Origin of the sequence: Micromonospora sp. NPDC047740 (assembly GCF_043204735.1) — a bacterium.
GTDB lineage: Bacteria > Actinomycetota > Actinomycetes > Mycobacteriales > Micromonosporaceae > Micromonospora.
This window is the reverse complement of record NZ_JBIDCT010000036.1, coordinates 1-12,300: the sequence shown is the minus strand read 5'-3', so window position 1 is coordinate 12,300 and position 12,300 is coordinate 1. Positions and strand designations below refer to the sequence as shown.

At 72.6% G+C, this 12,300-nt stretch carries 14 protein-coding genes and 1 pseudogene; 9 read left to right on the top strand and 6 right to left on the bottom strand.

What is annotated here, in order from left to right; all coding sequences use genetic code 11:
• Position 1 precedes the first annotated feature (1 nt).
• Complete coding sequence (locus ACGF4F_RS36235; protein WP_357446933.1) at positions 2 to 748, top strand: ABC transporter ATP-binding protein; 747 nt, start codon at positions 2 to 4, stop codon at positions 746 to 748.
• A gap of 51 nt (positions 749 to 799) precedes the next feature.
• On the opposite strand, the gene ACGF4F_RS36230 is transcribed toward ACGF4F_RS36235, so the two are convergent.
• Both ACGF4F_RS36230 and ACGF4F_RS36225 read right to left on the bottom strand, forming a co-directional pair.
• Positions 800 to 1,234 carry a ChaB family protein gene (locus ACGF4F_RS36230; protein ID WP_393084834.1) on the bottom strand — a complete coding sequence of 145 codons (435 nt, stop codon included), beginning with the start codon at positions 1,232 to 1,234 and terminating at the stop codon, positions 800 to 802.
• A gap of 77 nt (positions 1,235 to 1,311) precedes the next feature.
• Positions 1,312 to 1,758 (bottom strand): phage holin family protein, encoded by a 447-nt coding sequence (locus ACGF4F_RS36225; RefSeq protein ID WP_357446940.1) that lies wholly within the window; start codon positions 1,756 to 1,758, stop codon positions 1,312 to 1,314.
• A 548-nt stretch (positions 1,759 to 2,306) separates the two neighbouring features.
• Here ACGF4F_RS36225 and ACGF4F_RS36220 point away from each other — a divergent pair.
• From ACGF4F_RS36220 to ACGF4F_RS36195, 6 genes are all read left to right on the top strand, one after another.
• Positions 2,307 to 2,891 (top strand): hypothetical protein, encoded by a 585-nt coding sequence (locus ACGF4F_RS36220; protein WP_393084831.1) that lies wholly within the window; start codon positions 2,307 to 2,309, stop codon positions 2,889 to 2,891.
• Between the two features lie 233 nt (positions 2,892 to 3,124).
• Complete coding sequence (locus tag ACGF4F_RS36215; RefSeq protein ID WP_393084828.1) at positions 3,125 to 3,778, top strand: hypothetical protein; 654 nt, start codon at positions 3,125 to 3,127, stop codon at positions 3,776 to 3,778.
• Between the two features lie 133 nt (positions 3,779 to 3,911).
• The gene (locus ACGF4F_RS36210; protein ID WP_357446949.1) at positions 3,912 to 4,232 is read left to right on the top strand and encodes an STAS domain-containing protein; all 321 of its coding nucleotides are present in this window, start codon (positions 3,912 to 3,914) and stop codon (positions 4,230 to 4,232) included.
• 168 nt (positions 4,233 to 4,400) lie between these two features.
• Positions 4,401 to 5,276 carry a DMT family transporter gene (locus tag ACGF4F_RS36205; protein ID WP_357446953.1) on the top strand — a complete coding sequence of 292 codons (876 nt, stop codon included), beginning with the start codon at positions 4,401 to 4,403 and terminating at the stop codon, positions 5,274 to 5,276.
• Between the two features lie 72 nt (positions 5,277 to 5,348).
• Positions 5,349 to 5,945: a helix-turn-helix domain-containing protein gene (locus tag ACGF4F_RS36200; RefSeq protein ID WP_393084824.1), complete on the top strand. Its 597-nt coding sequence runs from the start codon at positions 5,349 to 5,351 to the stop codon at positions 5,943 to 5,945.
• Positions 5,942 to 7,195, top strand: coding sequence for an MFS transporter (locus ACGF4F_RS36195; protein ID WP_393084821.1), 1,254 nt, complete (start codon positions 5,942 to 5,944; stop codon positions 7,193 to 7,195). Before ACGF4F_RS36200 ends, ACGF4F_RS36195 begins: the two co-directional genes overlap by 4 nt.
• 117 nt (positions 7,196 to 7,312) lie before the next feature.
• On the opposite strand, the gene ACGF4F_RS36190 is transcribed toward ACGF4F_RS36195, so the two are convergent.
• The 4 genes from ACGF4F_RS36190 to ACGF4F_RS36175 all read right to left on the bottom strand — a co-directional run bounded on the left by ACGF4F_RS36190 (position 7,313) and on the right by ACGF4F_RS36175 (position 10,223).
• Positions 7,313 to 8,071 (bottom strand): peptidylprolyl isomerase, encoded by a 759-nt coding sequence (locus ACGF4F_RS36190; RefSeq protein ID WP_357446962.1) that lies wholly within the window; start codon positions 8,069 to 8,071, stop codon positions 7,313 to 7,315.
• A gap of 220 nt (positions 8,072 to 8,291) precedes the next feature.
• On the bottom strand, positions 8,292 to 9,050 hold the full coding sequence (locus ACGF4F_RS36185) for an SRPBCC domain-containing protein (RefSeq protein ID WP_393084818.1): 759 nt from the start codon (positions 9,048 to 9,050) through the stop codon (positions 8,292 to 8,294).
• A 104-nt stretch (positions 9,051 to 9,154) separates the two neighbouring features.
• Entirely contained in the window at positions 9,155 to 9,613 is a 459-nt protein-coding gene (locus ACGF4F_RS36180; RefSeq protein WP_393084815.1) for a DUF6069 family protein, read from the bottom strand.
• A gap of 1 nt (position 9,614) precedes the next feature.
• Positions 9,615 to 10,223 carry a helix-turn-helix domain-containing protein gene (locus tag ACGF4F_RS36175; RefSeq protein ID WP_357446970.1) on the bottom strand — a complete coding sequence of 203 codons (609 nt, stop codon included), beginning with the start codon at positions 10,221 to 10,223 and terminating at the stop codon, positions 9,615 to 9,617.
• Between the two features lie 151 nt (positions 10,224 to 10,374).
• On the opposite strand from ACGF4F_RS36175, the pseudogene ACGF4F_RS36170 reads away from it, so the two are divergent.
• Positions 10,375 to 11,541 (top strand): annotated as a pseudogene (locus ACGF4F_RS36170) (ROK family protein); the annotation flags it as partial.
• A 78-nt stretch (positions 11,542 to 11,619) separates the two neighbouring features.
• Positions 11,620 to 12,075, top strand: coding sequence for a DUF1801 domain-containing protein (locus ACGF4F_RS36165; protein ID WP_393084870.1), 456 nt, complete (start codon positions 11,620 to 11,622; stop codon positions 12,073 to 12,075).
• Positions 12,076 to 12,300: the final 225 nt, after the last annotated feature.

Below are 12,300 nucleotides of genomic sequence, written 5' to 3'. Positions count from 1 at the left end.
CATGGACGCGACCCCCGGCAGCGCGGTCCGGGCATCGGGACTGGTCCGGCAGTTCCGCACCGGCGCCGAGCGGCTCACCGCCATCGACGACGTGTCGCTGGAGATCGCACCGGGCTCGGTCGTGGCGCTGACCGGGCCGAGCGGCTCCGGCAAGTCCACCCTGCTGCACATGATCGGCGCGATCGAGCAGGCCGACCGGGGGTCCGTGACGGTGGACGACGTCGAGGTCACCGCGCTGCGCCGGGCCGCCCTGGCCCGCTACCGGCAGCGGGTCGGTTTCGTCTTCCAGCGCTACCACCTGCTGCCAGCGCTCACCGTGCTGGACAACGTGATCGCGCCGGTGCTACCTCGACGGGGACGCGGCGACCACCCGACCCGGGCCCGGGAGCTCCTGGCGGCGGTGGGGCTGGCCGGCCGGGAACGGGCGCTGCCCGCCCAGCTCTCCGGCGGTCAGCAACAGCGGGTGGCGATCGCCCGGGCCCTGATGGGTGCGCCCCGGCTGCTGCTCGCGGACGAACCGACCGGAAACCTGGACTCGACGACTGGTGCACAGATCCTCGACCTGCTGCTCGACCTGCGCGACCGGCACGGCATGACGATCCTGCTCGCCACCCACGAGCGGGCCATCGCTGCCCGCTGCGACCGGCTGATCCGCCTCAACGACGGACGGGTCGTCGAGGACGTCGACCTCACCGAGGGCGAGGATCCCGCCGACACGTACCAGCGCGCCAGCCGGTTGCGGCTGTAGCTCGGCCGGCCGCCACGCGTACCCGCACCGCCCTGCCGGGTCCGGTCCGGCTCAGCGTTTGCGGGCCCGGGCGGTGGCCCGCGCGTTCGCCTTCTCGATCGCCCGGACCAGGTCGTACTTGTTCAGGTTCTGCGGGTCCTCGATGCCCACCTTCCGGGCCACCTCGTCGAGGTGGCCCTTGCTGGCGTTGACGTCCACGCCCTGCGCGGTAGGCCGCCGCCGTTGCGCCGACTCCGGTGTGCCCAGCGCCGCCTGCGGGTCCGACGGCCCCCGGTGCGCCTTCGGCTCCCAGTGGTCGCCGACCTTCTCGTGGGTGTGCTTCAGCGACGCGTACGCGGTCCGGTGCGCCCGCTCCCCGTCGCCGTAGGTCTCCTCGGCCGACTCCAGGGTCTTCTTGTAGGTGCGTACCGCCTTGTCGTCGGAGCGGGCGACGGTCGACGGCACCTCGGGCCGCATCTGTTCCGCCTGCTCGTGCTTGTCTCCCATGGCTGTTCCCTCCCCTGCGGTTCCCTGCCCGGCGCTGCTGCCCGCGGCCGGTTCCGGCCGGCACGGCGCCGCTCGTGTCATCGCTCCCAGCCGTCGCGGGCTGCGGAGGTGCCGGCGGGCATGACCCGACCAGCGGTGCTCGACACGGCGTTTCCGACCTGGTCGGCCAGGCGTGCGGAGCTGCCGCCCGCGGTCCGCAGCCGCTGCAGGCCCAGGCCGCCGAGGAACACGGCTGCCGCGAGGTAGCCGGCCGTCAGTCCCGCCGCCGCCATCCGCCGCGGCAGCATCGCCTCCAGCATCCGCAGCGTGGTCGTCGAGGCTGCCCCGATCCCCAGCACCACGCACCCGCCGGCGGCGGCCAGCAGCAGGAAGCCGACACCCGCCGGCCGGGCGGCGTCGGTCAGCTGCGCCCGCACCGCCCGCACCTCCTCCCGGACCACGTCGGCCACGTCCGCCGCCAGGCGCTCGACCGGGGCGCTCCGCCCCGCGGGCCCGCCAGCACGGCCTCCGACGGTGTCACTCATCGGGCCTCCCTCGACTCGTCAAGACCCGCCTGCGTACCCGGAAACCGCGACGGCAATCAGCCAGCCCGTGTGTCGGAGGGTGCCCGGACGGTCACGCCGGGCACAATCGGGGGTCGTGGTGTGAGCAGAGGTGCTCCCTCCGGAGGTGCCCGTTGGCGCGGTGTCAAGGCCGACTGACCAGGTGGACGCTGCGTGGCATCCTCCTGCTCGGCGGCGTTCTCGCCGTCTGGGGCCTGTCCGACACGGTCGCGGATGACCCGGCTCAGGCTGCCGCGCCGACTCGGTCCTGCCTCCTCGGGGACGCGCTCGACGGCGCCGACCGGATCCTCGGCGGTCTCCTGAGCTGCACGCCGCACTCCGCGCCCGGTTCGCACCGTGGGGGTGAAGCATCCGCCGTCGGGGGCGGCGCCCCGGCGGTGAACAGGCGCCAGCCACCGGCGCGAGTTCCGGCGGATGCCCCGCCCGCGCGGGTGCCGGCACCGGCACGGCCCGCGCCGCACGCCCCCGTCCGCGCGAGCGCGGACACCGTCGTCGAAGCGACCACTTCGGTGACCGGTCGGGTCGTGGACCTCGCCTCGCCCGTCGTTGCGGAAGTCGCCGAGGCAGGGCTGCTGAAACCGGTCGGCAGTGTGCTCCGGCCGCTGGTCGAGCCGATCGTGGACGTGCTGCCACCGGCCCTGGACCCGGTGCTCGACCTGACCCAGCCGATCATCGGCCCACCCGCCACGCCCACCGACCCGGTCGTGGCCGCGCCGCCGGCCGTGGCCGCCGGCGCGCCGGTGGTCGCCGCGCCCACCGCGCTCGCCCGCCCGGCGCCACCGGTGGCCGCCAGCTATCCGGCACCCCCGGCACCGCCCCGCTGGGCACCGCCCGCGGGCCGCGGCGCGGAGCCACCGGATGCCGCCGCGCTGACGCGGGTGCGATGGCCGGGCCACCCCGGCCACACTCCCGGCGCGACGCCTGCCGCTCCCGCCCGCACCGCCGCCAGCGGCTCCGCCCACGCCGGGATCAGCCTCCCGGCCGACGCGTGCCGGCCCTCCTGGGCCCCGGACCTGCACCTACTCGGCCTGTGTGTCGGGGGGTGCGACCCGCTCGCGGACCGCTCGTACCGGCCGGACCCCAGACCCGCCTGAGCATCCCGGGCCGCTGCCGCGGGCGGAGACGGCGCGGTGAGGCCGGGGGTGAGCGGGTAATTGCGCCTGGTGCGCTCGTGCCTGCGCTCACCCGGATTCCTGGTCGATCACTAGTTCCCGCACGGGCACAGCGGCCGGCACCGCTGCCGCTGAAGCCCAACTGCCGCTGCCTTGGTCCGCTCGCAACCGGGACCGCTCGGCCGTCCACGACCATCTGCAACCAGGAGAACTTCGTGCACCGCACACTGCCCGTCTGCCGCGCCCGTTGGCAGGACATCCCCGACATCGTCGCGCTCGTCGTCGACCCCTTCGCCGGCAGCACCGTCGGCGCGTGGCTGGTACCCGACGAACGCCACCGACGTGACGTGCTCACCGCCGCCATCCGCCTCTGGATCGAGCACGCTCTCCTCTGCGGCGAGGCGTACCTCCTGCCCGGCCACTCCGCCGCCGCGGTATGGCTGCACCGATACGGTCCCGTCCCACCGCCGACCGAGTACGGCGAGCGGCTCGCCGTCGCCTGCGGCGACTACCTGGACCGGTTCCTCCACCTCGACGACGTCCTGGCCACCCACCGGCCCGCCAATCCCCACAACCACCTGGCGTTCTTCACGGTCGCGCCGAACCCGCACCGGATCAGGCGGGCCACCGCACTGCTCACCACGAGCAACGCGCGGATGGGCCAGACCCTGCTCCCCGCCTACGCGGAGGCGACCACGATCGCCGAGCGAGACCTGTACGCGCGGCACGGCTACGTCGCCCACGAGTCGTTCCGGCTCCCCGACGGCAGCACCGCGTACCCGATGTGGCGCGGCCCGGGTCGGTGGCGGGTCGGCCACCGCCCGCTCAGCCCGGCGATCTGCCCGTATCGGGCCGCCTCGGCGGCATAGCCAGGGTGGCTGGCAAAAAGCCCCGCTCAGGTTCCTTGTCCGAGGACAATCTCTGAGTGGGCAGGCAGCAGCATATGGTGCTGGAACAACGGCGAGCCACGAGGGAATCGACGCATGGAAGAACACGGGACTCGTGAGTAACTTCACCATCAGTACGTCTTTCGCGGCGGACGGCACAACGCTGCTCCATGTCCGCGGCGAAATCGATGTCTCCACCTCCGCCGAACTCCTGGCCGCTGTCGTGAACGAGGTCAACCGACGACGTCCGCCCAAGCTGGTGGTCGACATGCTGCATGTGACGTTCCTCGACTCCACCGGCTTGACGACTCTTCTTTCCGCTCATCGGGCCGCCCAGCAACTCGGCACGACGTTGGTCGTACGTGAACTCAGCGCTTTTGTACAAAAGCAACTGCGGGTGGCCGGTATCTACGAAATCCTCACCGAAGTCCATTAGTCGGGCGGCCGGCAGCCGCTCGTCGCCTTTCCGGCGTCCGAGGAATAGGTGAGACGATTCCTCACCCATTCGTTCCGGTTCATCCGCCGGCAGCCGCGGACGAGGGTCACCTGCTCGGCGCCGGCCGGAGCCGGCGCATCGGAGGGAGAAGAAGGGGTACGCCCTTCGGTGGTCTTCATCCTTGCGCTCGGCGCCGCCCTGCTGCTCGGGACCGGTTCGGTCATCCAGCAGCGGGTCGCCTTCCAGGCCCCGGACGGCCTGGCGCTGCACGTGGCACTGCTGTGGCATCTCGCCCGACAGCGCCTGTGGCTGCTGGGTCTCGCCGCGACCCTGATGGGCGGCGCGCTCAGCGGTCTCGCCCTCGGCCAAGGCTCGGTCGTGCTGGTGCAGCCCGTCCTGGTACTGCGCCTGCTGTTCGCCCTGTCGGTCGCGGCGCTGTGGACCCGGCGCCCGCTGCGGCGGCGGGACTGGGCGGTGGCGTCCGCGGTCACCGTCGGCATGGTCGCCTTCCTGGTGGCGGGCAGTCCCGGACCAGGCAACCCGGAGGGCGTGCCAGCCTGGGACTGGGCGGTGGCGGCGGCCGCCATCGGCGCGCTGACCTGGGCACTCGTCCGCATCGCGCGCCGGCTGCGCCCCAACCAGGAAGCGCCGATGCTGGCGATCGGGGCGGGCATGCTGTTCGGGCTCCAGTCCGCGCTGACCCAGTCGGCCTCGCACCGACTGTTCACCCAGGGACTGCTGGCGCTGCTGACCAGCTGGCAACCGTACGCGGTGGTGCTGATCGGACTGCTGGGCACGCTGCTCGCGCAGAGCGCGTACGACCTCGCCCCGCTGTCCGTCGCCTATCCACCGCTCGCCGCGGCCGAGCCGCTCGCCGGTATCGCGGTCGGCATCGGCGTGCTCGGTGGGACCCTGCGGCTGACCCCGGGGGCGATCTCCGTGGAGGCCATCGGCCTGATCGTGATGACACTCGCGGTGTACCTGCTGGCCGCGTCGCCGCACATCGTCGGCCACCGCGACGAGCCGGCGAAGAAGAAGCACTGACCGGACCCGGTCCAGACCTCGAAGTGAAATCTCATCGTTGCCAGCGGCGACGTGAGAGACTACTTTCGAAACATGTCTCTCAAAAATCCGTACGGGGACTTCGAGATCACCGACCCGCAGGCGCTGCGGGCCCTCGCGCATCCGGTGCGGCTGGCCGTCCTCGGCCATCTCCAACGCCATGGCCCGGCCACCGCGACCCAACTGTCGCCGCACGTGGGCGCCACCCCCTCGGTGGTCAGCTGGCACCTGCGCCACCTGGCCTCGTTCGGACTGGTGACCGACTGGGACGGGGCCACCAACCGGCGCGAGCGCTGGTGGCAGGCGGCGGCCAAGGGGTTCCGGTTCAACCTGCCTGACGACGCCGACGGCCAGAACGCGGCACGCCAACTCCAGGGCGAGATGTTCGCCCAGAGCGCCGAGCTGCCGCAGCAGTGGCTGCTGCACGACGAGCCGCGGCTGGACACCGGGTGGCGGCGGGCCGCGGGCCTGGCAAACACCCGGATCATGCTCACCGCCGAGGAGATGCAGCAGCTCAAAGACGACGTCGAAGCCCTCATCGCCAGATACGTGCAGCGCCCGGAGGCCGAGGCGCCGGCCGGGGCTCGGGGCGTACGGCTGCTGCAGTACGTCCTGCCGGAGCCCGACGGCGACGAGCAGACCGAGGCATGAGCGCCGTCACCGCCGCCCCGGCCGGCACGGTCCGGACCGGTCGGCACTTCCGGGCGTTCTGGCTGGCCCAGACGATCTCGCAATTCGGTGACCGGATCACCGAACTCGCCCTCCCGCTCATCGCGGTCACCATGCTGGCCGCGACCCCCGGCCAGGTCGGCCTGCTCACCGCCCTGATCTGGCTGCCGTACCTGTTCGGCGTGTTCGTCGGCGCCTGGGTCGACCGGCGTACGCACAAACGGCGGCTGCTGATCATCGCGGACCTGGCCCGCGCGGCCGTGCTGTTCAGCCTGCCCGTCGCCTACCTGCTCGACATGGTCAGCCTGACCCAGATGTTCCTCGTCGCGGTGCTCAGCGGAGCCGGCGCGGTGCTGTTCAGCATGGCCTACCCGTCGTTCTTCGTCACGCTCGTGCCGAGCGCGGCCTACATCGACGCCAACAGCAAACTCAGTCTGAGTCGAGCCGGATCGTTCGTCGCCGGTCCAGCCCTCGGCGGCACGCTCATCCAACTCCTGACCGCACCCGTCGCGCTCGCCGCCGACGCCCTGTCGTTCCTGGGATCCGCCCTGCTGATCCGGCGCATCCCGGCCGGCGAGGCACCGCCGGCACCGAACCGCTCGTCGACCCGCGCGCTGATCCGGGACGGGCTGGCGCTGCTGCTGCGACACCGCGTGCTGCGCGCCGCCCTCGGCGCCACCACCACCGTCAACTTCTTCACCTTCATCGCGTCGGCGCTGCTGGTGCTCTACGCCAGCCGCGAGCTGGGCCTGTCGGCGGGCGCCATCGGACTGGGCATGGGTGCCGGCGCCCTCGGCGGCCTGGCCGGCGCGGCCCTGGCCCCGCGGGTGACCCGAGCGATCGGCGTCGGCCGCACCGCCATCATCGGCACCGCGCTCTTCCCGGCGCCGCTGGCACTGCTGGCGCTGGGCAGCGGCCCGACCTGGGCGAAGATCGCGTTGCTCGCCGCGGTCGAGTTCGTCTCCTCGGTCGGCGTCATGCTCATGGACATCAACCTCAACGCCCTGATCACCAAGGTCACGCCCGACGACGCCCGGGGGCGGACGGCCGGCGCGTACAGCACCATCAACTACGGCATCCGCCCCCTGGGTGCGCTGATCGGCGGCTGGCTGGGCACCACCATCGGACTGCGTCCCACCCTCGTCCTCGCCGGCCTTGCCGGCGTCTCCGCCGCCCTGTGGCTGATCCTGTCACCCGTCCGAGCCATCACCACGCTCAACGACGAGCCCTGATACCACGCACGGCCACGGACCGAGCGCCCCTCCATCGAACGACATCACTGACGTCCCGGTTACCCACCGGCGGCCCCGTCACGCCTACTCGGCGCGGCGAGGCCGCCGCTTGGGGTTTCAGCGGCCCCGGGTGGCCCGGCCGATCTCCACCGGCAGGGCCGGCGCGCCGTCGACCGGTGCCGGGTCCTCCGGCGTGACGGCGATCCCGCCGGCCGCGATCCGGTCCAGGGTCGCCAGGCCGGCCTCGTCCACCGTGCCGAAGACGGTGTAGTTGGGCCGCAGCGCCGAGTCGGACTGCACCAGGAAGAACTGGCTGCCGTTGGTGTCCGGGCCGGCGTTGGCCATCGCCAGGGTGCCCCGGGCGTAGAGCCGCCGGACCCCGGTCGGGTCGGTCGGCGCCGGCGGCAGGTTGGTGGGCAGTTCGTCGGCGTACCGGTAGCCGGGACCGCCCTCGCCGGTGCCGGACGGGTCGCCGCACTGCAGCACCTTCAGCGTCGGGTACGCGGTGAGCCGGTGACACGGCGTCCGGTCGTAGAACTTGTGCCGGGCCAGGTGCAGGAAGCTCTGCACGGTGCACGGGGCCTGTTCACGGTCGAGGGTCAGCCCGATCGGGCCCTGGCTGGTCCGCAGGGTGATCCGGACGGTGCCGCGGTCGGGCGTGTGCCGGGGGTCCGGCGGCAGCGCCACCGGCCGGGCCGCCGGTTCGTCCGGCGTGGGCGTGTACGCGCACGGGCCTTTCGTGGGCGCCGGCGCGGCTGCCGGTGCCGCGGTCGCGGTGGCGCCACCGGCGGCGACCAGCGCGGCGGACACCACCGCCACGCCCGCGAGGCGGGACAGCAACTGCGGGATGGCGTGCGGTCGGGTTTCGCTCGGCACGTGGTCCTCCCTGGACTTGTGGTAGCAGAGAGACCGGAGTCTATGGAGACGGTGACCCGATGTCGATGACTCGTTCTGTCGGCCCGTGCCGACGCATCCCGTCAGAGTGGATGCCCGGCGGGGCTGGCCGTCCTTCGTGAGGCGTCCGGCGGGGACGGCCGCTCCCGGCGTGGGAGCGGCCGTTTCCGGTCGTCGCGGTCGACGGGCTGCGGTCGACCGGTCAGCCGATGGGGAGTTCGTTCACCCAACTCTGCCAGGCCTGCTCGACCCGGGCCGGGTCCTGGTCGGCGGCGAAGATGTGGTGGCCGAGGACCAGGACGTTGCCACGCTCGGTGCCGGAGTGCAGGAACCGGTAGAGCGCGTCACTGGTGCGAACGCCGAAGTAGGTCGGCAGGCCGGCGAGGTCGACGACCCCGTCGATCGGCGGCAGGCCGGCGACGGTCAGTCGGGCCCGCTGCCCCTCGGTGATCGGGCCGCTGATGCCGAACGCGCCGGCCACCGCCGCGAAAGCCTGGTCCGGGGTGCCGGCCCCGGGGCGGAACGCGGCGACCGGGGCGCCGGCCCGGCCGGGGAAGTGGGTGAGGTAGGCGGCCAACGTGCCCAGGTACATCTCCCAGCCGGCCTGCATCGCCTCGTACTCGGTCTCCCAGTTGTCGCCGAGGACGCCGCTCTGGACCAGCCGCAGCACCGTGGCGCCCTGGTCGCGGCCCTCGATCAGGTACTCGATGGCGTTGAAGGCGCCGTCCGGGCCGGACTCGGCGCGGATGGCGAACCGCTTCCCCGGCTCCCATGCGGTGACGGTCGCCTCGTCGGTGTGGCCGGCCATGGTGAGGCTGCTGCGACCGCCCTCGCGCGGCTCCACCTCGTTGCGGCCCATGAACCAGGAGTCGAGGCCCGGCCCGGTGGCGATCGCGTCCCACACCTGCTCGGGGGTGGCGGCCAGTTCGATGTCCTTCTGCAGTTCGAAGTGGTGTCCCATGATGCGGAGCCTTTCCGGTGATCGGTGTCGTCGAGAGTTCTGTCGAGTCGTTTGCTGGTGGCCGGCGCCTCGGCTGGGGCCGGAAGGTGGTGGTCCGGGGCGGGTCAGCGGGCGGCCGCGCCGGCCTGGTGGCGGAGCATCGGCAGCAGCGCCACGGCCACCACGACGTGCAGCACGCAGAGCATCAGCCGGGTGTCCCCCGTGGCCTGCTCGATGAAGACCGGGACGAACGACGCCGCCAGCACCGTCCCGGCCAGCCCGCTCCAGACCGCCCGGGCGTGCCGGGTGAACCGTTCGAGCAGCGTGAGGGCACCCCAGCCGAGCAGCCCGAAGACCAGGCTGAACACGGCGATCTCCGGCAGGATCAGCGGGTGTGCCTGGGTGGCGCCGGGGTCGGTGAGCGTGAAGTCCACGCCGGCCGCGCGGCCGACCAGGTAGAGCAGGCTGTTCGCGGCTACCGCGGCGGCCACCCCCAGGGCGCGCTGGCGGCGGCGGGACGTGCCGCCGACGGTACGGCTGGCCGGGCGGGTCCGGGCAATGATCGGGCTGGTCGTGGTGGTCATGTCAGGACTCCTCGGATTCGTTGCCGGTCGTGGGGTTGACGCTGGGGTGCAGGGCGAGCACTACGCGGTGCTCGCGGCCGCCGGGGGCGTTCTCGTCGTGGTACCTGCTGACCAGGGCGCTCACCGTGGCGGCCAGTTCCTCGGCGAAGGCGGCCCGGTCGCGGGCGGAGGCGAACCGGACGGTGGCGTCGATGGCGAACGTCGCCACCCGCTTCTTCGCCCGGTCCGCGCCGGTGATGAGCGCGCCGACGTCCTGCACGAGCCGGGCAGCGACCGCGAGCAGCCACCGCGCGGACAGCCGGTCCGGCGCGTCGGACGGGTTGGGCCGCACGGCCGCGAGGGCCGCCGGCGAGATCACGTACGACGCCGCGGTGGCCTGCATGACCCGTTCGGTGACGTTGCCCTTGCGGCGCTCCTCCACCAACTCGATCAGGCCGTGCTGCTCGAGCGCGCGGAGATGGTAGTTGACCTTTTGGCGAGGCAGGCCGACCCGGGCGGCGAGCATCGTCGCCGAGGCCGGCTCGGCGAGCGCGGCCAGCAGCCGGGCCCGCATGGGGTCCAGCGACGCCTCGGCCGCCGCCGGGTCCTCGATCACTGCGATGTCGAACATGACCCCACTCTCCCACCGACAATTTTTCTTGTCAAGACAACTCGCCTTGTCGGCTGATCCTGTGGTGCTACCGCTCGGCGAAGGGGTGCCTCCCGCACACCGGCCGCCGGGATAATGGACCCGCGACGCCGCAACACCGCCGGAGGTCGGGTTGGTCCAGGACGAGATCCGCCGACGTAACCTCGGCACCCTGCTGCGACACGTTCACCTGGGCGGTTCGCTCTCCCGTGCGGCGCTGGGTGAGCGAATGGGGCTGAACCGCAGCACGATCATGGCGCTGACCGCGGAACTCACCGCCGCCGGTCTGGTCCGTGAGGAGCCGCCGACCGACACCGGGCGGGCGGGCCGGCCGTCCCTGGTGGTTAGCCCGGAGTCCACCCGGGTGTACGTGCTGGCGTTCGACGTCGCCGTGGACTGGCTCGTCGCCGCCCGGGTCGGACTGGGCGGCGTCATCCTGGACCGCCGGCGGGCGCCCCGTCCGCGTGCCGGAGCCGATCTCGACCGGGTGGTCGAGGTCCTCGCCTGGTTCGGTCGGCAACTGCACGAGGCGGCACCGCCGGCCTCGGTGTGCGTCGGGGTCAGCGCGTCGTACTGCGGGATGATCCGGCCAGGCGACGGCATGGTCCGCTTCGGACCCGACATGGGCTGGGTGGACCAGGCGTTCGGCACCGAACTCGGCCGCCGGCTGGGGCTCGGCCTGCCGGTGTCCGTGGGCAACGAGGCCCACCTCGGCGCGCTGGCCGAGCAGCAGCGCGGGGCGGGCGTCGGCTTCCGGAACCTGATCTACCTGCACGGCGACGTCGGCGTGGGCGGCGGGATCATCGTCGGTGGCAAGTTGCTGGACGGTGAGGGCGGATACGGCTGCGAACTCGGGCACATGGTGGTCAACCCGTACGACGGGCGGCCCTGCGGCTGCGGCTCGCGCGGCTGCCTGGAGGCGGAGGTCGGCGAACGGGCCCTGCTCGACGCCGCCGGACGGCCCGCCGAACTGTTCGGCCGCGACGCCCTGCGCGCGGTGGTCGACGACGCCGGCCACGGCGACCCGGTGGCCCGGGACGCGCTGCACCGCGTCGGCGACTGGCTCGGCATCGGGGTGGCGAACCTGATCAACCTGTTCAACCCCGGCATCGTGATCTTCGGCGGGATGCTGCGCGACGTGTATCCGGGCGCGGCCGACCCGGTCCGCGCCCGCATCGCGGCCAACGTGCTGCCGGTCGCCAGGGAGCGGGTACGGCTGCACACCTCGGCGCTCGGCGACGACGCCACCCTGGCTGGTGCCGCCGAACTCGGCTTCTCGGAACTGCTGACCGATCCACTGGGTACGCTCGCCCGCCCGGCGACCGGGGGCTGGGCGTCGACATCCATCGCGAGCTCGGTGTCGCACTCTCGTGGCAGCATGACCGGCATGGCGACATCGAAGCAGCCGGTGACCGTCCCGACCGACGCCAGCGTCGATGACTTCCTGGCCGCGGTCCCCGACGAACGCCGGCGGGCCGACGCCGAACGCCTCTGCACGTTGCTGCGCGAAGTGACCGGCGAGCCCGCGGTGATGTGGGGCCCGAGCATCGTCGGCTTCGGCAGCTACCGCTACACCTACGACAGCGGGCGCACGGGCGACTGGCCGCTGGTGGGTTTCTCGCCGCGCAAGCAGCAGCTCGTCGTCTACCTGGTGGGCGGGTTCGAGGAACGGCACGCGTCCGTGCTCGCCCGGCTTGGCCCGCACAAGACCGGAAAGGGATGCCTCTATCTCAAACGGCTCGACGACGTCGACGAGAGCGCGTTGCGTGAACTCGTCGACCGGACGGTGCGGGTGCACAAGGGCGTCGACCGGGCCAGCAGACACGGGCATTGACGATCTCTCCGCCCTAAAGGACTCCGTTGGGGAATGGCCAAACCATGACGTGTCGCTTTCAGCTGGCGAGGTCGAGTTGGGTGAGGTGGCTGGTTCGGGTTTGGCCGAGTGGTGTGCTGGTGAGCCAGGCGTCGATGCGGATGACGTTGACTGCGGTAGCGGCGAAGAGGTGACCGAGGTGGATTTTGTCCACGCTGGTGTAGCGGGTTCGCCGGATGCCGGTGC